The organism is Peteryoungia ipomoeae, from assembly GCF_004912165.1.
Lineage (GTDB): Bacteria > Pseudomonadota > Alphaproteobacteria > Rhizobiales > Rhizobiaceae > Allorhizobium > Allorhizobium ipomoeae.
The window spans coordinates 459,232-483,156 of record NZ_STGV01000003.1 but is presented as its reverse complement, the minus strand read 5'-3'; the positions used below and the strand labels follow the sequence as shown (position 1 = coordinate 483,156).

General features: G+C 61.9%; 20 protein-coding genes, 1 tRNA gene and 1 riboswitch. Of the genes, 11 read left to right on the top strand and 10 right to left on the bottom strand.

Annotation, left to right across the window (positions count from 1 at the left end; genetic code table 11):
• Positions 1 to 26: 26 nt before the first annotated feature.
• From FAA97_RS12155 to FAA97_RS12145, 3 genes are read left to right on the top strand one after another with little or no spacing between them, the layout of a single operon-like run.
• Positions 27 to 2,258: an ABC transporter permease gene (locus tag FAA97_RS12155; RefSeq protein ID WP_136598786.1), complete on the top strand. Its 2,232-nt coding sequence runs from the start codon at positions 27 to 29 to the stop codon at positions 2,256 to 2,258.
• A complete protein-coding gene (locus tag FAA97_RS12150; protein WP_136598785.1) occupies positions 2,255 to 3,313 on the top strand; it encodes an ABC transporter ATP-binding protein in 1,059 nt (352 codons plus the stop codon). Before FAA97_RS12155 ends, FAA97_RS12150 begins: the two co-directional genes overlap by 4 nt.
• Positions 3,314 to 3,345: 32 nt before the next feature.
• On the top strand, positions 3,346 to 4,149 hold the full coding sequence (locus FAA97_RS12145) for an inositol monophosphatase family protein (RefSeq protein WP_136598784.1): 804 nt from the start codon (positions 3,346 to 3,348) through the stop codon (positions 4,147 to 4,149).
• A gap of 122 nt (positions 4,150 to 4,271) precedes the next feature.
• Here the strand turns inward: FAA97_RS12145 and FAA97_RS12140 are convergent, their stop codons facing one another.
• From FAA97_RS12140 to FAA97_RS12100, 9 genes are all read right to left on the bottom strand, one after another.
• Complete coding sequence (locus FAA97_RS12140; RefSeq protein ID WP_136598783.1) at positions 4,272 to 5,321, bottom strand: sn-glycerol-3-phosphate import ATP-binding protein UgpC; 1,050 nt, start codon at positions 5,319 to 5,321, stop codon at positions 4,272 to 4,274.
• Positions 5,321 to 6,169 (bottom strand): sn-glycerol-3-phosphate ABC transporter permease UgpE, encoded by an 849-nt coding sequence (gene ugpE, locus FAA97_RS12135; RefSeq protein ID WP_136598782.1) that lies wholly within the window; start codon positions 6,167 to 6,169, stop codon positions 5,321 to 5,323. The genes FAA97_RS12140 and ugpE overlap by 1 nt, the downstream gene beginning before the upstream one ends.
• 10 nt (positions 6,170 to 6,179) lie before the next feature.
• The gene (ugpA, locus tag FAA97_RS12130; protein ID WP_136598781.1) at positions 6,180 to 7,061 is read right to left on the bottom strand and encodes a sn-glycerol-3-phosphate ABC transporter permease UgpA; all 882 of its coding nucleotides are present in this window, start codon (positions 7,059 to 7,061) and stop codon (positions 6,180 to 6,182) included.
• Positions 7,062 to 7,138: 77 nt separating this feature from the next.
• Complete coding sequence (gene ugpB / locus FAA97_RS12125; protein WP_136598780.1) at positions 7,139 to 8,446, bottom strand: sn-glycerol-3-phosphate ABC transporter substrate-binding protein UgpB; 1,308 nt, start codon at positions 8,444 to 8,446, stop codon at positions 7,139 to 7,141.
• Positions 8,447 to 8,824: 378 nt separating this feature from the next.
• Positions 8,825 to 9,463 carry a 3,4-dihydroxy-2-butanone-4-phosphate synthase gene (gene ribB, locus FAA97_RS12120; RefSeq protein ID WP_136598779.1) on the bottom strand — a complete coding sequence of 213 codons (639 nt, stop codon included), beginning with the start codon at positions 9,461 to 9,463 and terminating at the stop codon, positions 8,825 to 8,827.
• A gap of 116 nt (positions 9,464 to 9,579) precedes the next feature.
• Positions 9,580 to 9,724: riboswitch (FMN riboswitch) on the bottom strand.
• 161 nt (positions 9,725 to 9,885) lie between these two features.
• Complete coding sequence (locus tag FAA97_RS12115; RefSeq protein WP_136598778.1) at positions 9,886 to 10,674, bottom strand: SDR family oxidoreductase; 789 nt, start codon at positions 10,672 to 10,674, stop codon at positions 9,886 to 9,888.
• An 18-nt stretch (positions 10,675 to 10,692) separates the two neighbouring features.
• Complete coding sequence (locus FAA97_RS12110; RefSeq protein ID WP_136598777.1) at positions 10,693 to 12,186, bottom strand: sugar ABC transporter ATP-binding protein; 1,494 nt, start codon at positions 12,184 to 12,186, stop codon at positions 10,693 to 10,695.
• Between the two features lie 21 nt (positions 12,187 to 12,207).
• Positions 12,208 to 13,143 carry a substrate-binding domain-containing protein gene (locus tag FAA97_RS12105; RefSeq protein ID WP_136598776.1) on the bottom strand — a complete coding sequence of 312 codons (936 nt, stop codon included), beginning with the start codon at positions 13,141 to 13,143 and terminating at the stop codon, positions 12,208 to 12,210.
• Positions 13,144 to 13,255: 112 nt separating this feature from the next.
• Positions 13,256 to 14,230, bottom strand: a complete 975-nt coding sequence (locus tag FAA97_RS12100) for an ABC transporter permease (protein ID WP_136598775.1) — start codon at positions 14,228 to 14,230, stop codon at positions 13,256 to 13,258.
• A 204-nt stretch (positions 14,231 to 14,434) separates the two neighbouring features.
• Here FAA97_RS12100 and FAA97_RS12095 point away from each other — a divergent pair, with 204 nt between their 5' ends.
• The 5 genes from FAA97_RS12095 (at position 14,435) to FAA97_RS12075 (ending at position 19,561) form a co-directional block, all read left to right on the top strand.
• Entirely contained in the window at positions 14,435 to 15,244 is an 810-nt protein-coding gene (locus tag FAA97_RS12095; RefSeq protein WP_136598774.1) for a transketolase, read from the top strand.
• Positions 15,244 to 16,212 (top strand): transketolase family protein, encoded by a 969-nt coding sequence (locus tag FAA97_RS12090; RefSeq protein WP_136598773.1) that lies wholly within the window; start codon positions 15,244 to 15,246, stop codon positions 16,210 to 16,212. Before FAA97_RS12095 ends, FAA97_RS12090 begins: the two co-directional genes overlap by 1 nt.
• A 69-nt stretch (positions 16,213 to 16,281) precedes the next feature.
• A complete protein-coding gene (locus tag FAA97_RS12085) occupies positions 16,282 to 17,751 on the top strand; it encodes an FGGY family carbohydrate kinase (protein WP_136598772.1) in 1,470 nt (489 codons plus the stop codon).
• Positions 17,752 to 17,773: 22 nt separating this feature from the next.
• Entirely contained in the window at positions 17,774 to 18,724 is a 951-nt protein-coding gene (locus tag FAA97_RS12080) for a sugar-binding transcriptional regulator (protein ID WP_136598771.1), read from the top strand.
• 51 nt (positions 18,725 to 18,775) lie between these two features.
• Positions 18,776 to 19,561, top strand: coding sequence for an SDR family NAD(P)-dependent oxidoreductase (locus FAA97_RS12075; RefSeq protein WP_136598770.1), 786 nt, complete (start codon positions 18,776 to 18,778; stop codon positions 19,559 to 19,561).
• Positions 19,562 to 19,908: 347 nt separating this feature from the next.
• Here the strand turns inward: FAA97_RS12075 and FAA97_RS12070 are convergent.
• Positions 19,909 to 19,982 (bottom strand) — tRNA-Gln (locus tag FAA97_RS12070).
• A gap of 274 nt (positions 19,983 to 20,256) precedes the next feature.
• Here FAA97_RS12070 and FAA97_RS12065 point away from each other — a divergent pair.
• The 3 genes from FAA97_RS12065 (at position 20,257) to FAA97_RS12055 (ending at position 23,900) form a co-directional block, all read left to right on the top strand.
• Positions 20,257 to 21,936, top strand: a complete 1,680-nt coding sequence (locus tag FAA97_RS12065; protein WP_168800983.1) for a Ppx/GppA phosphatase family protein — start codon at positions 20,257 to 20,259, stop codon at positions 21,934 to 21,936.
• A gap of 2 nt (positions 21,937 to 21,938) precedes the next feature.
• Positions 21,939 to 22,718: an RlmE family RNA methyltransferase gene (locus FAA97_RS12060; RefSeq protein WP_136598768.1), complete on the top strand. Its 780-nt coding sequence runs from the start codon at positions 21,939 to 21,941 to the stop codon at positions 22,716 to 22,718.
• A 201-nt stretch (positions 22,719 to 22,919) separates the two neighbouring features.
• On the top strand, positions 22,920 to 23,900 hold the full coding sequence (locus FAA97_RS12055) for an MBL fold metallo-hydrolase (RefSeq protein ID WP_136598873.1): 981 nt from the start codon (positions 22,920 to 22,922) through the stop codon (positions 23,898 to 23,900).
• The last annotated feature ends 25 nt before the right edge of the window (positions 23,901 to 23,925 follow it).

The window sequence follows — 23,925 nt, the reverse complement described above, 5'->3', positions numbered from 1 at the left end:
TGCTTTCCCCTTTGACGAGGTCGACCATGAGACATGGCAACCGCAGACTGGACCTGTTGCTGGCCTTTGGCGCTGGATCCTTCACTCTGCTTCCCTGGTACAGGCAGGAGTCCGGCTTTTTCGGCCTGAACTGGCTCGGCGATTTTCCGTTTTCGGCGGAGACCGCGCCGGGGATCCTGCAGCTCTTCGGCCATGGTCGCCTCTGGCTCTTCGGCGTCGTCCTCTTCTTCGGTCTCGGGGTCGCCGCGCGCTTCATCGCAGACCCGATGCGGCGCGGCGCGTTTCTTGCCGCGGCCGGTGCCGCCGGTCTCGTCTATCTCTGCCTGCAAGGCGTGGCGATCGGGTTTTCGGGCTGGACGTGGGGGATCAGCGAGGGCCTTTTTGGAGCGCTTTCCGACGGACAGCCCTCCATGGGCGCTGGTGCCGTCTGCATGGCGATTTGCTTCGTCCTGATGTTCGCCTTCGGGCTTGTCGAGCGGGGCGTGATGAAGGGGGATGCCTTTGTCGTCGGCTCGATCTCGATGCTCGTCTTCCTCGTCTTCGTCTTCGTTTTCTACCCGATCGGCAGCATGCTTGTGGCGGCAGTGCAGGATTTCGACGGTTCGTTCAAGCCAGATGGCTTCATTCGCAATCTTCAGGATCCCAGCATCTGGAGCCTGAACTGCGTGATCGGTGACGGCCGCTGCGGTGTCGCCTGGCGCACGTTCACGCTTGCCATCATGACCGCTTCTGCCTCCACCCTGCTGGGTCTTGCCTTCGCACTGGTTGCCACGCGCACCCGCTTTCCCTTCAAGAAAGGCCTGCGGCTTCTGACCGTTCTTCCAATCATCACACCACCCTTCGTCATCGGTCTCGCGCTCGTTCTGCTGTTCGGCCGGGCCGGCGTCGTCACCGAGACACTGTCCAGCCTGTTCGGCGTCGAGCCCGGTCGCTGGCTTTACGGCCTGACCGGCATCTGGATCGCGCAGGTATTGTCCTTCACCCCGATCTCCTTCCTCGTGCTGATCGGCGTCGTCGAGGGTGTCAGTCCATCGATGGAAGAAGCGTCGCAGACCCTTCGCGCCGATCGCTGGCGCACCTTCTGGCGGGTATCGCTGCCGCTGATGAAGCCGGGTCTTGCCAATGCATTCCTCATCGGTTTCATCGAAAGCATGGCCGATTTCGGCAATCCGCTGGTGCTCGGCGGCAGCAATGGCGTGCTCTCGACCGAAATCTTCTTCGCCGTCGTCGGATCGCAGAACGATCCGTCGCGCGCCGCCGTGCTGGCTCTGGTGCTGCTCTTCTTCACGCTGTCGGCCTTCCTTGCCCAGCGCGTCTGGCTCTCCGGCAAGAACTTCGCCACCGTGACGGGCAAGGGTGACAGTGGCGCGCATATCGCCCTGCCGCGCGGCATCTCGATCGGCGTGCACGCCATCGTCATTCCGTGGATGATCTTCACCGTCGTCGTCTACGGCATGATCCTTGTCGGCGGATTCGTCACCACCTGGGGCCTCGACAACACGCTGACGCTCAGCCACTACGCCCGCGCCTTCTCGGTGAGCTTCGAGAACGGCTCGATCGCCTGGACGGGTGTCGCCTGGAACTCCTTCTGGACGACGATGGAGATTTCGCTGATCTCCGCGCCGCTGACTGCTGCCGTCGGGTTGCTCACCGCCTACATCATCGTCCGGCAGAAGTTTGCCGGCCGGAACCTCTTCGAGTTCGCGCTGATGATGAGCTTTGCCATTCCCGGCACGGTCATCGGCGTCAGCTACATCATGGCCTTCAACCTGCCGCCGCTCGAAATGACAGGCTCCGCCCTGATCCTCATCGCCTGCTTCGTCTTCCGCAACATGCCGGTCGGCGTGCGCGGCGGGATCGCGGCGATGAGCCAGCTCGACAAGAGCTTGGACGAAGCCTCGCTGACGCTTCGGGCCAACAGCTTCCGCACGGTGCGCAAGATCATCCTGCCGCTTTTGCGGCCGGCGATCACGGCGGCACTGGTCTACTCCTTCGTCCGCGCCATCACCTCCATCAGCGCGGTCATCTTCCTCGTCAGCGCCGAACACAACATGGCGACCTCCTACATCGTCGGCCTCGTCGAAAACGGCGAATACGGCGTGGCGATTGCCTACTCCTCGATGCTGATCCTCGTGATGATCACCGTCATCGCCGGCTTCCAGCTGCTTGTCGGCGAACGCAAGCTGCGCCGCGAAAATCGTGTCGCCGGTCTCGGCGACAACCGTCCCGTTCCTCTCGGTCAGGAGAAAACCGCATGATCACCGTCAAAGCCGGATCCGTCACTTTCCAGAATGTCCGCAAGACCTTCGGCGCCTTTACCGCCATTCCCGATCTGTCGCTCACCATTGAGCCAGGCACGCTGGTGACGCTGCTCGGACCTTCAGGCTGCGGCAAGACGACGACGCTGCGCATGCTGGCAGGGCTCGAACATCCGACCTCGGGCAGAATTCTGATCGGCGGCAAGGACGTCACCATGCTGCCGGCCAACGAGCGGGACGTCTCGATGGTCTTCCAGTCCTATGCGCTTTTTCCGCACATGACGTCGCTCGAGAACGTCGCCTACGGCCTCCAGTCGTCGGGGCTGGCCAAGAAGGAGGCGCGGGAAAAAGCCGAGGAGGGACTGAAGCTCGTGGGGCTTGCGGGGATGGGGCATCGTCTGCCGGCAGAGCTTTCCGGCGGACAGCAGCAACGTGTGGCCGTGGCGCGGGCGCTGGTGCTGGAGCCGCAGGTCCTGTTGCTCGACGAGCCGCTCTCCAACCTCGACGCGCGTCTGCGCCGCCGCGTTCGCACGGAGATCCGCGACCTGCAGCAGCGGCTCGGCTTTACCGCCGTCTATGTCACGCATGACCAGGACGAGGCGCTGGCCGTTTCTGACCGGATCATCGTGATGAAGGATGGCGAGATCGCCCAGTCGGGCGCGCCGCGCGAGATCTACGAGGCACCGGCCTCGCCGTTTATCGCAGACTTCATGGGAGAGGCGAACGTGCTGCCGTGTGAGGTGGTTCAATCGGATGCCGGCGAGGTTGTGGTCCGGGTCAGCACTATCGAGCATCGCCTGCGCTCCGGGGCAGGGCGGGGTCTCGCGAAGCTCGCCGTCAGACCCGGCGCCATCCGGATCGATGCTGCAGGTGCGGAGGGCCTCAGAGGCCGCGTTCTTCACTCCGCCTATCTCGGCGGCCATGTCGAATACGAAGTCGAGACCGATGTCGGAACGCTCTTCGTCATCGACCATGATGTCGACCACGCCCATGCCGCGGCAAGCGACGTCACACTCGCGTTCAAGAACCGTGGCATTGCCGTCATCAGCGGCTGACGAATTATCAAGCTGACCAAGGAACATTAGGAATGACAATGGATGAAAAGGCCCTCGCCGCGCGGTTTGCACTCGCCAAGACGCTGACAGCCGAAGCGGGCGCCATGGCGCTCGACTATTTCAATCGGCGCGACACCCTGGTGATCGAGACGAAGCGCGACCTGCAGGATGTGGTCTCGATCGCCGACCGCAATGTCGAGACCTTCCTGAAGGAGCGCGTCGCGGAAATCTATGCCGATGACGGGTTCCTCGGCGAGGAGTTCGGCCATGACGAAGGCAGCTCCGGCTTTACTTGGGTCGTGGATCCGATCGATGGTACAGCACCCTTCGTAAACGGCATGCCGACCTGGTGTGTCTCGGTCGCGATCGTGCGGGATGGCCAACCGGTGGTCGGCGTGATCCATGTCCCGTGTTCGGACGAGCTTTATGCTGCGGCCCATGGCTTTGGCGCATCGCTGAACGACCGTCCGCTGCGTCTTGACCCCAGCCGCAACCTGCAGAACGCGATGACGGGGATCGGCTGCAACAACTATGTAACCCCGGAGCGCGTCGGTGCGATCATTGCCGGCCTGATGCAGCGCGGCGGCAACTTCATCCGCAATGGTTCGGGTGCGCTGATGCTCGCCTATGTCGCCGCCGGTCGGCTTGTCGGATACTACGAGCCGCATATGCGCGCCTGGGATTGCATGGCCGGCTTCTGCCTCGTGCGGGAAGCGGGCGGCAAGACTCTCGCCTTTCCGGGAAGCGGTCCGGAGTTCCTCAACGGCCATCCGGTGCTTGCTGCGAACCCGTCCTGCTATGACGAGCTCCTGGAGCTTCACGTGAGCAATCGTTGAAACCCTGGCAGTTCCAGCGCCAAGCAGCAGCCGAGAGAGCCTAATCTCCCGGGGATGACATCCGACGTGGTGCGGAGTGAAGCGGGGCGGAGAACGCCCCGCTTTTCTTCATGGGGACAGCGTCAGCCGAGACGCGCACCGTTCGCATCGAAGAAGTGCAGATCCGAAGCCTTCGCACCGATCTCGACCATGTCGTCCATCTCGATGCGCGAGCGACCCGCCACACGGAACACGATGTCGCTGCCGTCGGCCAGCGTTCCGTGCACGTAGCTCTCGGCACCGACGAGTTCGACGGCTGCCACCTTGACGCTCGCGGTGAAGATCGCGTCTGCCGATACCTCCGTGATCAGGTGGAGGTCTTCGGGGCGAATGCCGAGGGTGGCCGTGCCGGACGGAACCGGCGCATCTGAAAGCATCGACCAGTTGCCCGTCGCCTTCGCCATTGGCAGCAGGTTCATCGACGGTGAGCCGATGAAGGTCGCGACGAACGTGGTGGCCGGACGTTCGTAAAGCTCGATCGGGGTGCCGACCTGTTCGATCCGACCGGCATTCAGCACCACCAACCGGTCGGCCAGCGTCATGGCCTCCATCTGGTCGTGCGTTACGTAGACGCTGGTCGTGGCAAGAGAACGCTGCAGCCGCTTGATCTCGACGCGCATCTGCACGCGAAGTTTGGCGTCGAGGTTCGACAGCGGCTCGTCGAACAGATAGGCAGCCGGTTCGCGCACGATGGCGCGGCCCATGGCCACGCGCTGGCGCTGGCCGCCGGAGAGCTGCCGCGGCTTGCGCTCGAGAAACTGCTCGATCTCCAGAGCCTTCGCTGCCTGCGCGATGCGCCGGTCGATCTCGTCCTTCGGCGTGTTGCGGTTCTTCAGGCCATAGGCCAGATTCTGGCGAACCGTCATGTGCGGATAAAGCGCATAGTTCTGAAACACCATGGCAATGTCGCGCTCCGAGGGTTCCAGCTCGTTCACCACCCGGTCGCCGATCGAGATCGTGCCGCCGGAAATCCCTTCGAGACCGGCGATCATGCGCAGAAGCGTGGACTTGCCGCAGCCGGAGGGGCCGACGAGAACCACAAGCTCCCCATCGCCGATCTCCAGGGATACGCCTTTGATGGCTTCGACATTGCCATACATCTTGCGGACATCATCTAAAACAATCTGGGCCATTACTTTTCTGTCTCCACAAGACCTTTGACGAACCATCGCTGCATCAGAACCACAACGATGATGGGAGGAATGATGGCGAGGATCGCCGTAACCATGACGTAATTCCAGGGCGTGGAGGCGTCGGTGAAGTCGACCATCCGGCGCAGGCCGATGATGATCGTGTTCATCTTGGCGTCGTTCGTCACCAGAAGCGGCCACAGATACTGCGTCCAGCCATAGATGAAGAGGATGACGAAGAGGGCCGCGATGTTCGTGGTGGAGAGTGGCAGCAGGATATCCCGCATGAAGCGGAACGGACCGGCATTGTCGATCCGTGCCGCTTCCACCAGTTCGCCGGGGATCGTGAGGAAGAATTGCCGGAAGAGGAAGGTCGCGGTGGCCGAGGCCATCAGTGGCAGCGTCAGGCCCGCATAGGTGTCGATCAGCCCGAGATCCACGATGACCTTGTAGGTCGGCAGGATGCGCACCTCGACCGGCAGCATCAGTGTGATGAAGATCATCCAGAAGAAGAACATCCGGAAGCGGAAGCGGAAGAAGACGATCGCGAAGGCCGACAGGAAGGAGATGATGATCTTGCCGACGGCGATCGCGACGGCGACCACGAAGGAGTTGAACAGCAGCCGTTCGAGGCTGACCCCGACCACGCGTTCGACGCCGCCGGACATGGCTTCCGTATAGTTTTCCACCAGCCGGTCGCCCGGCAAGAGCGACATCGGCGGCCGGATGATGTCCTGCGAGCTCATCGAGGACGCGATGAAGGTATAGTAGATCGGAAAGGCAACGATGATGATGCCGATTACGAGGATCAGATGGCCAACAAGGCTGGCGATGGGGCGTTTTTCAATCATGTGCGATCCCTCAGCCGTAATGGACCCGCTTCTCGACGAAGCGGAACTGGAAGGCCGTCAGGCCGATCACGATGATCATCAGGATGACGGACTGGGCGGCAGACGAACCGAGGTTCAGGTTGACGAAGCCGTCGTTGTAAACCTTGTAGACCAGCGTTTCGGTCGCCTTTGCGGGGCCCCCGCCGGTCACGGCATGGATGATGCCGAAGGTATCGAAGAAGGCGTAGACGGTGTTGACCACCAGAAGGAAGAAGGTCGTCGGCGCCAGAAGCGGGAAGATGATCGTCCAGAAGCGGCGGCTGCCTCGGGCACCATCGATCGATGCCGCCTCGATCAGCGATTTCGGGATGGCCTGCAGGCCGGCGACGAAGAAGAGGAAATTGTAGCTGATCTGCTTCCAGGCGGCCGCGACGACAATCAGGCCCATCGCCTGGTCGCCCTTCAAAAGCGGATCCCAGGCAAAGCCGGTCGAACGCAGGAGATAGGCAAGCGTGCCCATCGCCGGGTTGAACATGAAGAGCCACAGCATGCCGGCCACCGCCGGTGCAACGGCATAGGGCCAGATCAGCAGCGTGCGGTAGAATGTCTGGCCGCGAACCACCTTGTCGGCGGCAGTCGCCAGAAGCAGGGCAACCGCCATCGAGACCAGCGCGGTCAAGACGCTGAACACGATCGTCACCTGGAACGACTGGAGATAGTTCTGGTCCGAGAGAATGGCGGAGAAATTGGCAAAGCCCACGAAGGTGCTTTTCAGCCCGAACGGATCTTCCCGCAGCATGGACTGGTAGATGGCCTGGCTGGCGGGCCAGAAGAAGAAGACGAGTGTCAGGATGATCTGCGGCGCCAGCAGCAGGTAGGGCAGAATTTTGTTCGGGAAGTGAACCGTGTGCAAGGCGATGCTCCTCAGCCGGCCAGGGAAAAAGCACTGCCCGCACGGTGAAGCGCGGGCAGTCTCTTCGAGTGGTCAGGTCAGTTGCTGGAGACGGACGCGATTGCGGCGTTGCCGCGCTCGACGATGCGGTCGAGTGCTGTCTTGGCATCCTGCGAGCCGGAGAGCATGGCTTCGAACTCTTCGTTCATGATGTCGCGAACCTGCGGCAGGTTCGGCAGGCGCACACCCTTGGAGTTTTCGGTCGGTGCCTTGCCGGTCATCTGCAGGATCGGCGTCTCGCGGGCCGGATTCTTCTCATAGAAGCCGGAGGACTTCGTCGCCTCATAGGCTGCATTGGTCACGGGCAGGTAGCCGGACACCTGATGCAGGCGGGCCTGGATTTCCGTCTGCGACAGGAAGTTGAAGAACTGGGCGATGCCCTTGTATTCTTCGTCGCTCTTGCCATCGAAGACCCAGAGGCTGGCGCCGCCCGGAATGGTGTTCTGCGGGCCCTTGCCTTCATAGTAGGGAAGCTGGCCGATACCGTAATTCATGCCGGACTTCACGATGTCGCCAAGACCGCCGGAGGATTCCGTCAGGATGGCGCATTCGCCGGAGAGGAACAGCTGCTTTGCCTCGGAGGTACGGCCGCCGTAACGGAACGCGCCGTCCTTGGCGAGGTCGGCGATCGACTGGAAGTGCTCGACGAAGAGCGGCTCGTTGACCTTCAATTCGACGGTGCCTTCCGCCAGGCCGTTCTCCTGCGTGCCGTAGGAGACGTTGTTCCAGGCGGCGAAATTCTCGGTCTGGATCCAGGTCAGCCAGGTCGACGTCATGCCGCAGGCCGATGCACCGCTTTCCTTGATCTTGCGGGCGGCTTCAAACACTTCCGGCCAGGTCTTCGGCGGGTTTTCCGCATCGAGGCCGGCCTTGGTGAAGGCGTCCTTGTTGTAATAGAGGATCGGCGACGAGGAATTGTAGGGGAAGGACAGCATCGTACCGTCCGGCTTCGAGTAATAGGCGACGATACCCGCGAGGTAATCGGCCTTGTTGAATTCGAAGCCGCCCTTCTTGAGCACGTCCGCCACAGGAACGATGGCGCCTTCGGCACCCATCATCACGCCCGACCCGGCATCGAACACCTGGATGATGGCCGGTGCCTGCTTGGACCGGTAGGCGGCGATGCCGGCGTTCAACGTTTCTGGATAGGTGCCCTTGAAGACGGGTGTGATCTTGTAGTCGCTCTGGCTCTCGTTGAACTCTTTCGCAAGCTGATCGACAACTTCGTTGTTCGCGCCCGTCATCGCGTGCCACCACTGCAGCTCGGTGGCCGCGAAGGCGTAAGAGCCGAAAGAAAGCGAAAGAGCGAGGGTTGCTGCGGATGCAGCGAAACGTTTCGTGGACATGGTGCCTCCCTGATGTTCCACCTGATCCAGCGATTCGCTGGCCAAGCACTTATCGCGTCAGAACCTCCCAGAACTGACGTGATCCGGCTTCGTTTGAAGCGCCTCACATACAAAACGAAAAAAAGTGAACCCGCAACGAAATTATGACAGGCGGTTGTCGCGAGGGGCGCGCAATCAGCGGTTTGCCTGATGAACTCACGAGAATATGAAGATTTTTTTCAAACTGCGGCCTGACCCGCGGTCTTGAGGCCTGATCGTCGGCAGCGACTTGCAGGGTCAACCCGTCGCCATCCTCAAAAGACCGCCAAAGCAGCCCTGCTGCTCTGGCGGTTCTTGTGTTTATTCGCTCCGCACGATGCTGGCTAAGAGCCTGGCCGTTCAGGCAGCAGCAGCGGGCTGAGGCGTATCGCTGTTGACGGCCCTGTAACGGATCAGGTCTTCGATCGAAATCAGCGGCAAACCATGCAGCTTGCAGAACTCGATCAGGTCGGGCAGCCGCGCCATGGTGCCATCGTCGTTGGCAACCTCACAGATCACGCCGGATGGTTTGGCGCCAATCAGGCGAGCGAGATCGACGGCAGCCTCCGTGTGTCCCGGACGCCCGAGGACGCCGTCGGGATGGGCGCGCAGCGGGAAAATGTGACCCGGGCGCGCAAAGTCTTCGGGCTTGGTCGCCTCATCCATCAATGCCCGGACGGTCGCGGCTCTGTCTGCCGCAGAGATCCCGGTGGTCGTCCCGTGAATATAGTCCACGGATACGGTGAAGGCCGTCTTAAGGTATTCCGTGTTGTTCGGAACCATCAGCGGGATGTCGAGTGCATCCAGCCTTTCGCCTTCCATGGCAATGCAGACGAGCCCGCGGGCATGCTTCATCATGAAAGCGATGGTCTCGGGCGTTACGTGATCGGATGCGACGATGATGTCGCCTTCATTTTCGCGATCCTCGTCGTCGACAACCACAACCATGCCGCCGCGCGCGAGGGTATCCAATGCGTCTTCAATTTTCGAAAGTGTCATTCCAGTGCCTTTCAAGGGTAACCGCGTAAGCGGCAAAACCACGACCTTCCGGCCGCCATCCATCCCTTGGGCGAACACAGCATGCACGCCTCCCCGGCGAGGGGAGCCGCAACAGCCGATATTCTCTTTCATCCGGACTCTAACCGTCGGCTCCGGCATCGCACCGGATCTGCTGCCTTTCACCGAGATGAAAGCGCTCGCGGGCTCCCGGCAATGCCGGATACCGCCGGTGGGGAATTTCACCCCGCCCTGAGAACCCTTTTAAGGTAGGGGAGAAGGCACCGACATTTCAAGCTTAAACTCCGGAAAAACGGCAATTTTCCATACTATGTCGCATCTGCCATGCTCAAAGTCGCGAAATAAAAAAAGCACGGTGCGCAAGCACCGTGCAGGCTTGGGAGGCCTTTTGTCTTGAGCGCTGATCACCAGCAGCAGAAGCCACCGTCGACGAGGAGGTCGACACCGGTGACGAAGCTTGCAGCATCGGAGAGCAGGAAAACGGCGGGGCCGACCATCTCGTCCACATTTGCCATGCGCTGCATCGGGGTCTGCTCTTCGAACAGTTTCGTCTGGTGAACCATTTCCGGCCGGGTGTTCATCGGCGTCGCCGTGTATCCGGGGCTGATGGTGTTGACGCGGATGCCGCGCCCCACCCACTCCATCGCCATGGATTTCGACATGTGGATCACGCCCGCCTTGGAGGCGTTGTAGTGGCACTGGTTGAGACCGCGATTGACGATCACGCCCGACATGGAGGCGATATTGATGATCGAGCCGCGGCCGTTCTTCAGCATGGCCCGGGCTTCCGCCTGGCAGGAGAGAAAGACACCCTTGAGGTTGATGTCCATCATGGTCTGGAATTGCGTTTCTTCCATCTCCTCGGCCGGATTGGCGTTGGCGATGCCGGCCGCATTGACGGCGAGCGTCAGCGGCCCGAGTTCGGCTTCGGTCCGTGAAACGGCCTCGGTCAGCGCCGTGGCTTGGGTGACATCTGCCGCGATCTCGATGCTGCGGCGACCGGCCGCCTTTACGTAACGCGCAGTGGTGGCGAGGCCGTCATCGCTGCGGCGGTCGAGGAGAGCAACGTCCGCCCCGCACTGCGCAAGCCCGATCGCGATCCGCTGGCCGATGCCGCTGCCGGCTCCCGTCACCAAAGCCACATTGCCCGAGAGATCGAAGAGCTTCGGGGCGTTCAAAGTCATGTCCGACATGGGTCGTTCTCCTGCAGTTCAGATCGTGGCCAGTTCCATGACCGACACGTCGTTGGCGTCTTTCCGGTCGAGGATGCCAGCCTGTTTTCCTTGCGCCATCACCATGATCCGGTTGGAGACGCCAAGCACCTCTTCCAGATCCGAGCTGACGACAATAACGGCGATGCCCTGGCGGGCGAGCTCCATAATGGTATCGTAGATCGACGAGCGTGCGCCGACATCGATGCCGCGGGTCGGTTCGTCCAGCACGACCACCTTGGGATTTCTGGCCAGCCACTTGGCAAGAACCACCTTCTGCTGGTTGCCACCCGAAAGCTCGCCGGCATTCTGCTCGCCGCGACCCTTGACGCCGAACTTTTTGATATAGCCGTCGGCGAATTGGTTGAGCCGTTTCGAGGTCATCCAGCCGGTCTTCGACACCGCGTCGAAATTGGCGTAACCGATGTTTTCCGTGATCGAATGTTCGAGGACGAGGCCCTGAAGCTTGCGGTCTTCCGGCACAAGCACGACACCGTTCCGTATCGCGTCTCTCGGCGATCGCGGCGTGATCACCTTGCCGTCGAGCACGACGTCGCCGGTTGCGATCGGATCCGCACCGGTGATCGCGCGCACGAGTTCGGTACGGCCAGCGCCCACCAGGCCTGCAATGCCGAAGACTTCGCCGCGCTTTACCGCGAAATCAATGTTGCGGAAGGTGCCGAATGGCGATGAAAGACCGCGGACTTCGAGCATGACATCGTCGGACGGTGCCGGGATGGCGGGGAACATGCGGTCGAGCGAGCGGCCGACCATCGCCTCGACAATGGTACGCACGGGCACGTCGCCCGTGTCGAATTCCTGCACCTTGGCACCGTCGCGCATCACCACGATGCGGTCTGCGATCTGCCGAATTTCCTCAAGTCGATGCGAGATGTAGATGATGCCGACGCCATCGGCCTTCAGGCGCTCGATCTGGCGGAACAGCAGCTGCGTTTCTTCACCACCGAGCGCTGCCGTCGGCTCGTCAAGAATGAGCAGGCGCGCATTCAGGGTCATCGCCTTGGCGATTTCGATCAATTGCTGCTTGGCCGTGGACAGACCTTCCACCAGTCGGCGCGGGGAGACGTCGAGGCCCAGCCTCTGCAGGCCGGCATGCGCGCGTTCCTCCATTGCCTGGCGATCGACGCGTCCTGCCTTGGTGAGGTAGCGACCGACGAAGACATTCTCGGCGATCGACAGTTGCGGCAGGAGCTTCAGCTCCTGATGGATCATGCCGAGACCGGCATCCATGGCGGCGCGGGGAGTGGCCGGCGCGTATGGCGCGCCGAACCAGGTCATGGTGCCGGAAGTCGGCTGGACAGCGCCGGAAATGATCTTCGACAGGGTCGATTTTCCGGCGCCGTTTTCACCCAGCAGCGCCACCACTTCACCCGCTCTCACATCGAGGTCGATGCCGTGCAGGACCTCAAGTGATCCGTAGACCTTGCGGATCTGCCGGAGTGAGAGGATGGGAGAGAGGTCGTTGGCAGTCATGGCGCTGTCTTCCAGTGATGATCAGGGATGCTCGGCGACGAACTTCGCAGCGTTCTCAGGCGTCGTCAGGAAGCCCGGGAGCAGCTGTTCGGCCGGCAGCTTTTCGCCAGCAGCAAGCTTGATGGCGCTATCGACCGCGAGGCGGCCGATGCCACGCACTTGCTGTGTTGCTGTCGCGTCAAAGCCTTTCTCTGCGAGGATCGGCAGAGCCGTCGTGTCGCCGTCGAAGCCGCCGACATAGACGCGCTGCGAAACGCCGGAGACCTTGACCGCCTGTGCTGCGCCGAGAGCCAGGCCGTCAGCCTGTGCGAAGATCAGCGAGACGTCCGGATGGGCCTGCAACAGGTTCTGGCCGATGTTGAGACCCTCGGCCTGCGACCACTGCTCGCTCCACTGCTGTGCCACTAGCTCGACGCCGGAATTCTCCTCGATCGCCTTCATGCAGCCCTTTGTCCGCTCGACCTCGGGCGTCGTGCCCTTCTGCCCGTGGATCATCAGCATCTTGCCCTTGCCACCGGCCAGGCCGATGATGTGCTTGCAGACTTCGTAGGCCGATGTCGCGTTGTCGGTTGCAATGAAGGTGTCGCCCGGCGCTTCATCGGCGTTGCGGTCGACGTTGACGACCGGGATGCCGGCTTCCTTGGCAAGACGGGTCGGGACGGCGGCAGCCGCAGCGCCGGCCGGGATGTAGATGAAGGCGTCGATGTCCTGCGTCAGCAAGTCCTGCACCTGGCTGACCTGGGTCGCGCTGTCGTTCTTTGCGTCGACGGTGATGACTTCGATGCCCTTTTCCTTGGCATAGCTTTCGACACCGATCTTGATCTGGTTGAAGTAGTCTGCCTGCAGGTTCGAGACGGCGAGCCCGATCTTCTTCACCTCTTCGGCGGATGCGCCGAGGGGATTGAGGGCCGTTGTCGCCAGGGCTGCAGCAGCCAGAAGCATGGTCTTGAGTTTCATGGTAGATCTCCTCCGTTGTTTCGGGACCCTGCTACCATCGCAGGACCGACGTTTTGCCAGGCACACGCCGGGCATTGAACTGGCGGCTAGGCCGCCAAACTGACCCGAAGCATCACTTCCTCTTGATGGCTTCGGCTGCGACTGCAAGGGCGATGACGACGCCGATCACGACGGCCTGCGTAAAGGGCGAGACACCGAGAAGGTTCAGACCATTGCGCAAGACACCGATGATCAGCACGCCGATGATGGTGCCGAGAATGCCGCCCTTGCCGCCGCTCAGGCTTGTTCCGCCAATGACGACGGCTGCGATCGTATCCAGTTCGTACGACACGCCGGCCGTCGGCTGAACGGAGTCGAGCCGCATGGCAAGTACGATGCCCGCAAGCCCGGCGAGCAGGCCGGAGACGACATAAACGCCGATTGTGTAGAGGTTGACGTTGATGCCGGCGAGGCGGGCGACTTCCTGATTGCCGCCGATTGCATAGAGCGAGCGTCCGCCTGTCGTGTAGCGCAGGTAGAGCCAGCCGAGCACGAAGACGACAAGCATCACGGCCACGGTCAGCGTCAGGAAACCGCCAAAGCGGGTATAGGCAAGCAAGCTGAACCAGGAGGGGAAGCCGACGATTTGCTGGCCGTCGGTGATCATGTTTGCAAGTCCGCGAGCGACCGACATCATCGCGAGCGTCGCAATGAAAGCTGGCACCCCGAGCGCAGTGATGAGCAATCCGGAGACCGCGCCTGTTGCTGCAGCCACAACGAGAGCAAGCAGGATGCCGACGGGCAGGGGCAGGCCGACCTGGTTGGCGAGATAACCCATCACCATCATGGTGAGGGCCAGAACCGAGCCGACGGCGAGGTCGATGCCACCGATCAGGATCACCATGGTCATGCCGACCGCCATGATCCCGAGAACCGTGATCTGGTCGAGAATATTGAGCAGGTTGCGCGCCGACATAAACTTGTCAGTGGCAAACGAGAGGAAGAGGCACAAGAGAATGAGGCCGATCAGGGGGCCTGTCGTTCCTCTCAACGCCGCCAGCGCATTTACGCCTGCACCGCGATCCTGGTCTGTCGCTGACACCGACATGCACTCCTCCCATGCTGCTACCTGCCGAACACGACATAGTATAAATATTCATTGATGTCTGTAAATTCGTAACCTAGGCATCATTCAGCTGTCAACTGCACATCTGTGGCGATCGGGAGATTTAATTTCACGTCTCCAGCTTGACAGTCACGGACAGAATGCAATTATATGACGTAGAGTATATTTATTCACAATGAGGTTTCCATGCAGCCGAATGATCTCGACCGCATTGCGAGGCAGATACGCCTTCGCGATCTTCAGGCGGTTTACGAAGCGGGCGCTGGCCATATCGGCGGCGAGATGTCGGCGATCGACATCCTGACGGCGCTGTATTTTCAGGTCCTGAGGGTCTGGCCAGACCAGCCGAAGCATCCGGAGCGTGATCGTTTCGTGTTGTCGAAGGGCCATGTCGCCCTGGCGTTTTATGTGACGCTGGCGAAGCGCGGCTTCTTCCCCGAGGAGGAGCTTTCGACCTTCCTGAAGCCGCATTCGCGTCTCAACGGGCACCCGAACTGCAACAAGGTGCCGGGCGTCGAGACCAATACCGGGCCTCTCGGCCATGGGCTGCCCGTTGCGGTCGGCATGGCAAAGGCGGCCAAGCTGACAGGTGCTGCCTATCACACCTATGTTCTGACCGGTGACGGCGAAATGCAGGAAGGCTCCAATTGGGAAGCCATTTCCTCGGCCGCCCAGTTCGGTCTCGATAATCTCACGCTGATCATCGATCACAATCGCTTCCAGCAGGGGGCGGCCCTCAGTGATACCAACAACATGGCGCCGTTCGGCTCGAAGCTTCAGGCCTTCGGCTGGGAGGTGACGGAGATCAACGGCAACGCCATGGCCGAAATCGTGCCGGCCTTGCAGCATCGCTCCGGTCGTCCCCACTGCATCGTCGCCCACACCAACAAGGGGCACGGCATTTCCTTCATGCAGGACAGGGTGGACTGGCATCACAAGGTGCCGAATGCCGAACAATACCAGATTGCCCTGGCCGAGCTCGCGGAGGTGCTGTGATGAATGCCGTGACCATGACCGAAAAACTGCATGACTGCCGTGACGCCTTCGTTTCCGTGCTTGAGCGCCTCGGTGCCGAAAACCCCAAGGTCGTCGCCGTCTGCAACGACTCCGTCGGCTCCTCCAAGCTCGGTGGCTTCAAGTCGAAATGGCCGGAACGGCTGGTGAATGTCGGTATTGCCGAACAGAACATGGTCGGCGTCGGCGCCGGCCTTGCAAATGGCGGCCTGTTGCCTTTCGTCTGCGGCGCCTCCTGCTTCCTGACGGGGCGCTCGCTCGAACAGGTCAAGGCCGACATCGCCTATTCGAACGCCAATGTGAAGCTGGTGGGTATCTCCTCGGGCATGGCCTATGGCGAGCTCGGCCCGACACATCACTCGATCGAGGATTTCGCCTGGATGCGGGTGCTGCCCAATCTCCCGGTGATCGCGCCCTGTGACTCGATCGAGACGGCAGCCGCCGTTGAATGGGCCGCACGCTACGAAGGCCCGGTCTTCCTGCGCCTGTCGCGCGTTGGCGTGCCGGACCTGCTTCCTGCGGGGCATGTGTTCGAGCCCGGAAAGGCCAACCTCCTGCGTGACGGTGATGCGGTTACCCTGATTGCCAATGGCACCTTGACCCACCGCGCCATGAAGGCGGCCGCTATCCTTGCTGCCCGCGGCATCGAGGCGCGCGTACTCAACATGGCGACCGTGCGACCGATCGACGTTGACAGCATTGTTGCTGCAGCGCGCGAAACGGGCGCCATCCTGACGGCCGAGGAGCATTCGGTCTATGGTGGTCTCGGTTCGGCTGTCGCCGAAGTCGTCGTGGCGGAAGCCCCTGTGCCGATGAAGATCCTGGGTGTGCCTGGTATCTTCGCGCCGACTGGATCGGCCGAGTTCCTGCTCGACGAATTCGGTATGGCACCGGAAGCCATGGCGACGGCGGCAGAAGAACTGCTGGCGCGCAAGGGCGCTCGTGGCTGACGGCTGCGGAACCATATCTTGGATGCCGCCGATGAAGTCCGGCGGCATTTGCCAACATCCGGAGCCCACATGACCACCGCCATCCTCGCGATCGATCAGGGAACCACGAACTCGAAGGCCGTGCTCGTCTCCTCCAAGGGGGAGATCCTGGCCCGAGGGTCTTCCCCCGTCGGCATCTCCCATCCGCAACCGGGCTGGGTGGAACAGGATCCCGATCGTGTCTGGCAGTCCGTGCTGGAAGCGATTGCTGCCTGTCTCGCCGCCGCCTCTGACGTGACCATTGCGGGGATCGCGATCTCGAACCAGCGCGAATCGGTAACGATCTGGGATGGTGAAACCGGAAAGCCGCTCGGTCCGGTCGTCAGCTGGCAGTGCCGCCGCAGCGCGCCTGTCTGTGCCGAACTCAACGCGGCCGGTCATTCTGCGCGCGTCGAGGCGCTCACCGGCCTGCCCATCGATCCCATGTTCCCCGGTCCCAAAATGAAATGGCTGCTCGATCGTGCCCCGAGTGGCCGCCCGCTGCGGCTCGGCACGGTCGATTCCTGGCTCATACATTGCTTTACCGGCGGCAAAACCCATGCCTGCGATGCATCCAATGCGGCGCGAAGCCAGCTGCTCGATCTGAACAGAAATGTCTGGAGCGATGAGCTCTGCGATCTCTTTGGAGTACCGAAAGCCTATCTGCCGGAGGTCCGCGACAGCGCATCCCGTTTCGGCGTAACGCTTGATGTCCCCGGCCTCGCCGACGGCATCCCGATTGCCGCCGCCATCGGAGACAGCCACGCAGCGCTTTTCGGCCATGGCGCCTTTGAGCCCGGTGACGGCAAGGTCACCTTCGGCACCGGCTCATCGATCATGACGACCCTGCCGCACTTCATCGCGCCTCAAAGCGGCATCACCACGACGATTGCCTGGTCGCTCGGTGGTAAGCCGACCTATGCCTTTGAAGGCAATATTCTGGTTTCGGCCGCCTCGCTGCCCTGGATGGTCAATATCCTCGGACTGCCCGATGTCCGGGCGTTGATCGATCTCGCGGAGACAGCAGAACCGCAGGGGCCGGGCTTCGTCCCCGCTTTCGTCGGCCTCGGTGCACCCTATTGGCACGCGGACGCACGGGCGCTGTTTTCGGGTATAACCTTCAACACCACCCGGGCGCAGATGGCACGCGCCGTCACAGATTCCATCGCCTTTCAGGTGCATGACGTGTTCAAGGCCATGGCCTCGCAGTCACCGGCACCGCTCGGGCGATTGTTCGTCGATGGTGGACCGAGCAAGAATGCCTTCCTCATGCAGTGCGTTGCCGACATGCTTGCGCATCCCGTCATCCAGTGCGAGGCGGCGGAAGCCTCTGCGCTCGGGGCGGCCTATCTCGCCGGCCTGACGCTCGGTCTGTGGGCTGATCTCGACGCCGTGAGAATGCTGCCGCGAAAGACGGAGGTTCTGGCGCCGAAACCGACCGATACAACCGAACGCATCTCCACATGGCAAGACGCAATCTTCCGCTCGACGGTATCAATGACATCCTCTATGGGTGAATAAAAATTCACCCACCGGAGGGTTCATGGGACGTCTCAACGAGCTTCGACTTATCGCCCGCGTCGCGCAGATGTATCACGCCGAGGGCAAGCGACAGGCAGAGATCGCAGAGATCATGCACATGTCGCAGGCAACGGTATCCCGGATGCTCAAGCGCGCCGAGATGGAGGGGATCGTCCGCACGACGATCATTCCGCCGCCTGGCACCTTCGCCGATCTGGAAACCGGCCTCCGCGAACGCTACGGCCTGACCGAGGCAATCGTGATCGACTGTTCGGAGGATCGCGACGGCGCGATCATGGCGCGCATCGGCGAGGCGGCAGCGCATTTCGTCGAGGTGACGCTGCAGCAGGACGAAATCATCGGCGTCTCCAGCTGGAGCCAGACCATCCTGCGCATGGTCGACAACATTCACCCGCTGAAGTCCGGCCGCGCCAAGTATATCGTGCAGATCCTCGGCGGCATGGGGGAAGCCTCGGTCCAGACGCATGCAACCCAGCTGACGGCACGGCTGGCAAAATTGACCGGCGGCGAACCGCGATTGCTGCTCGTCCAGGGCATTACCTCCTCCCGCGAGGCAAAGCTCGTGATGCTGGCCGACCCCGTTGTCCGTGGAACGATGGATCTCTTCGGCCGCTTGAGCCTCGCCATCATCGGCATCGGCGCCGTTGAGCCGTCGGAACTCCTGGCCCGCTCCGGCAACGTCTTCTCACGCCAGGAGATGGCGATGTTGCACGATGCGGGTGCCGTGGGCGAGATTTCGTTCCGCTTCTACGATCGGGACGGCAAGCCGGTTGAAACGCCGCTGAACGAACGCGTCATTGGCATTTCGCTCGAGGACCTGCGCAAGGCGGACCGCGTGATCGCGTTGGCGGGAGGCGAATCGAAGACCGAGGCAATCGCCGGTGCCCTGAGGATGGGCATCATCGACGTGCTCGTCACGGATAAATTTACCGCAGCCCGACTGACAGCCTGAACGTCCAATCCGGGGCGAGGGTCTGATCGGCTGCCTATTGAGGAGTAGACCATGCAGCGTTTTGTCGGACAGGCCGTCTTTGTCACCGGTGGCAACAAGGGGATTGGCCTCGGTATCGCCCGCCGCTTCGCCGAAGAGGGGGCGAAGGTCGCAATCGCCGCGATCGAGGCCGATACCAGCGAAGTGGCGCGTCGGCTGGCCGATGACACGGGCGCAGACGTGTTCGGGCTGCAGCTCGACGTCACGAACGCCTCCGCCGTCCGCGAAGCCTATGGGGAGGCGGAAGCCCGTCTCGGTCCGCTCAATGTCTCGGTCCAGAATGCCGGCGTCATCACCATCGCCAAGGTCGAGGATTTGAGCGAACGCGAGTGGGATCTCAACCTCGACGTCAACACAAAGGGTGTTTTCCTCTGCTGCCAGGAAGCGATTGCGCGCTTCCGGTCAAACGGCATCAAGGGACGGCTGATCAACACGGCATCCGGCCAGGCCCGTCAGGGTTTCATCTACACGCCCCATTATGCCGCCTCGAAATTCGGTGTCGTCGGCCTGACCCAGAGCCTTGCCAAGGAACTGGCGAAGGAAGGCATCACGGTCAATGCCATCTGCCCCGGCATCATCCACACCGAAATGTGGGACTACAACGACCGCGTCTGGGGCAAGATGCTCGGCGAATACGGTCCGGGCGAGTTGATGAAGGAATGGGTCGAAGGCATTCCGATGGGCCGCGCCGGCACTCCGGCCGAAGTCGCCGCCCTTGTCGCATTCCTGGCCTCAGCCGATGCGGCCTATATTACCGGCCAAACTATCAACGTCGATGGCGGACTGATCATGTCCTGACCCATCCACCACGGTCAACACGGCGGGGAGCTAAGAGCGGCCCCGCCTTTGCCATGGACGCTTCCATCAATCGCCCATCGAAGGGCCTTTTGCGGTGTGACACATCCCTGTCGGGGGCACTGCCGGGTGATCGCGCAAAATCGAACCGAACGGGACGATCGAGGCCTAAGGCGTCAGCCAAAGGTCCGAATCAGCCCGATCGGGACGCGCAGCGAGCGATGCGGAGAAAACCGCTGATATTGAGGGCATCCGGACGTTTACCCAGGTTCGGCGTGGTCCGGACACGTGTTCGGACAACTGCTCCGGTCGCCTTCGGCGTCGATAGAAGAAAATGTGGAGAAAAAAGTTGGCTGGGGAACCTGGATTCGAACCAAGATTAACGGAGTCAGAGTCCGTCGTTCTACCGTTGAACTATTCCCCACCAGGGTATCGCCGCGGCGATCGGTGAGCGGGCTTATAGCCAAAAGCTTCTGCGTTGCAAAGGCCGAATTTCAAAAAAATGACATGATCGTATCTCGGCGCCAATCGCCGGCAGCTCCATAGGCGTGCGGCCCCACGGATCTTCTTGCGTCATCTCTTCGAAAAACCGTTTGGCGCAAGGGAGTTGCGCTGTTATGCTTTTGCCAACGAAACGAATGATGCACCAGCGGCATGCGGCGGTTAAGGCGCGTTGCGCGGTGCGATGGAAGACTTCAGTGACAGACCCTGATCGCGGCGGACAGCCGAAGAACGACGGGGCGTCGCCAGGCAAGCGCAAGGGCGGGGGTTCCCGTCGGCGCGGCAAGGGCAGGCAATCGGCACCCGTGGCAAAGGGGGTCGATGGGTCCGCATCGGCAGCATTGGCGGCAACGCCAGGCGCCGACCGACGTTCCCCGACAGCATTTTCCGATGGCCCCGTGCGCAAGCGCAAAAGGCGCCGGCGCGGCAAGGCGGGCGTGAATGCCGGTGGCGTAGAGGACCCGGCCTTCGCAAAAGGCGCGCCAGACCCGCGCTCAGGTCCCACCGATCAGCACGGCGCAAGAGAGACTGCCGCAACCGCGTCTGAGCAGGATGGACGGTTGACCCGTGCGTCAGGCGCCGGTGAGCTGAAGTCCGATGCAGCGGGCGGTGTCGATAGCGAAAACCGGCCGGGCAAGAAGCGCAGGCGGAACCGCAATCGCCGGGGCGGCGCGCGCGCGGCCGCCAAGGGCGGCCATATCAGGCCGCTTGCCGGCTCCGAGCCGCCAGCCTCCGTGGCCCGCAAGACCAGGCCGTCGCTTGCTGTGGCCGCGCCCACACATGCCCCGCAACCGACAGGTCGGATCGATCGTCCCGTCTCTCCATCGCGGGCGCGGTCAGGCGAGGAGGGCGGTCAGGATGATCTTTACGCCGCGCTCGATCTTGGCACCAACAATTGCCGACTGCTGATTGCCCAGCCAACGCGCCCTGGACAGTTTCGTGTTGTCGATGCCTTTTCGCGCATCGTGCGGCTCGGCGAGGGGCTCGGTGCCTCCGGCCAGCTGTCCCAGGATGCGATGGACCGTGCGGTTGATGCCCTGCGCATCTGCGCCTCCAAGCTTTCGGGGCGCGAGATCCGCCGCATGCGGCTGATTGCGACGGAAGCCTGCCGTGCTGCCGAGAATGGCGAAGGATTTCTGGAGCGCGTCCGGGTCGAGACCGGACTGGAGCTTGAAATCATCAATCGCGAAACCGAGGCACGTCTGGCCGTCTCGGGTTGTTCTTCGCTGGTCGGTCGCGAGGCCCGCTCGGTCGTGCTGTTCGATATCGGCGGCGGTTCTTCCGAGATCGCGGTGATCCGCATTGCCGACAACAGGTCGAGCCGGCTTGCCAATCATATCACTCACTGGACCTCCTTGCCGGTTGGCGTGGTGACGCTGTCGGAGCGCCATGGCGGGCGTGATGTGACACCGCAGATCTTCGAGGACATGATCCAGGAAGTGGCCGGCATGCTGGCCCGCTTCGAATGCCCGGATCTGCCTTTGGGCGCGGATGGCTATCCTGAGGATTTCCACCTGATCGGCACCTCCGGCACGGTGACGACGCTTGCCGGCGTGCATCTTGATCTGCCGCGCTATGATCGTCGCAAGGTGGATGGTGTCTGGCTGTCGGATCAGGAGGTCTCCGCCATGCAGGCCAAGCTGCTCTCCTGGGATTATGCCGGGCGGGCTGCCAATCCCTGCATCGGGCCGGATCGGGCCGATCTGGTGCTTGCCGGCTGCGCCATTCTTGAGGCAATCCGTCGTCGCTGGCCGTCAAACCGCATGCGGGTTGCCGATCGTGGCCTGCGGGAGGGTCTGTTGACCGATATGATGGCCGATGACGGCGTCTGGCGCCGTGGCCGAATCCGAAGACCCCATACGCACAGGGAGCGCTGATCATGGCAAAGCCACCCATCGGGGGTAACCGAACCGGCCGCAAGCTTGGCCAGAAGGTCAAGAAGGGCAAGCTCAAGGCGTCGTCCCGGCGCTGGATCGAGCGGCATATCAACGACCCCTATGTCCAGAGGGCAAAGCTTGAGGGTTACCGCGCACGCGCGGCTTTCAAACTGCTCGAGATTGACGAAAAACATCAGATCCTGAAAGGGGCGAAGCGCATCATCGATCTGGGTGCGGCACCCGGCAGCTGGTCGCAGATTGCCGCCAAGGTGACCGATTCGACCGACGAGGATGTCCGCGTCGCCGCAATCGACTTTCTGGAAATGGCGCCGCTTCCCGGCGTGAAGATCCTGCAACTCGACTTCCTTGATCCGGACGCCCCGCGCCAGTTGATCGACGCGGTTGGCGGCACGCCCAATCTCGTCCTGTCAGACATGGCGGCGCCGACTACCGGCCACCAGAAGACCGACCATCTGCGCACCATGCATCTCTGCGAGGTTGCGGCCCACTTCGCCGTCGAGGTGCTGGCAGAAGGCGGCCATTTCCTCGCCAAGACCTTCCAGGGTGGCACGGAGAAGGATCTGCTCAACATGCTGAAGCAGAACTTCCGCCAGGTGCTGCATATCAAGCCGGCCTCATCGCGGCAGGAATCGGTCGAGATGTTCCTGCTGGCCAAAGGCTTTAAGGGGCGCCGGGATGGCGTGGCCAATGCCTCCGTCGACGAGGACGGCTTTGCCCGCGATCCACGCGAATTCGATGAAGCGGACGAAGCCGAGGAGTGATCCTCGGCTTCGTCCGGCCAGTTGAGTGCCTTTCTGCCGCCGGAACGCGCCTGATATAGGCTCTGTTGGCCATCAGGCCGCGAAAATTGCGGTTGCATCACGTTGCCGTGACAACGCTTTCCGGCGCGACCTCATGGCCTATCTCCAGCACAGCCCGTAGCCATGGGCGGGGATGTTGATGAGGAGATTGCCATGATAACAATGAATAGACGAATGCTTCTGGGAAGTGCCGGTGTTGCGCTGGCTGCCCCCACCATCATGACCCGCGCCGCCATGGCGCAAACCGCGACGCCGCAGACTTCGATGGATATAAATCACGCGATGCCACCCGAAACCCACCGCTTCAAGGTCGGTCAGTTCGAAGTGCTGGTGGTGAAGGATGGCGCACGGGCCTCCGATGCCCCGCAGGAAACCTTCGGCACCAATCAGTCTCCTGAAGACGTTGGCGCTTTGCTTGAGGCGAATTTCCTCCCGGCCAACGGGTTCGTCAATTCCTTCGCACCCGTCCTGGTCAACACCGGCAGCGATGTCATCCTGTTCGATACGGGCCTTGGCGAAGCCGGTCGCGCCAATGGCCTGGGCCGCCTTTCGGAAGGTTTGACCGCTGCCGGCTACAAGCCCGAAGATGTGACGATCGTGGTGCTGACCCATATGCATGGCGATCACATCGGTGGATTGATGGAAGGGGGCAAGCCTGCCTTCCCCAATGCGCGCTATGTGACCGGACAGACGGAGTATGACTTCTGGGTCGATCCGGCGCGCGTCGGCACGCCCGCCGAAGGTGGCCACAAGGGTGTCCTTACCAATGTACAGCCGCTTGCGGACAAGATGACCTTCATCGGCGATGGCCAGGAGGTCGTCTCGGGTGTGACCGGTATGGCAGCGTTCGGCCATTCGCCCGGACACATGATCTACCGTCTGGAATCGGAAGGGCGCCAGCTTGTGCTGACAGCCGATACGGCCAACCACTTCGTGCTGTCGCTGCAGCGTCCGGACTGGGAAGTGCGCTTCGACATGGACAAGGCGGCCGCGGCCGCAAGCCGCAAGAAGGTCTTCGACATGCTGGCGACCGATAAGCTCGCCTTTATCGGTTACCACATGCCGTTCCCGGCAACCGGCTATGTCGAAAAACTCGACCAGGGCTACCGCTTCGTGCCGAAGGCCTATCAGTTCGATCTCTGAGAGGTCTCGTAGATGCCAGATCAGC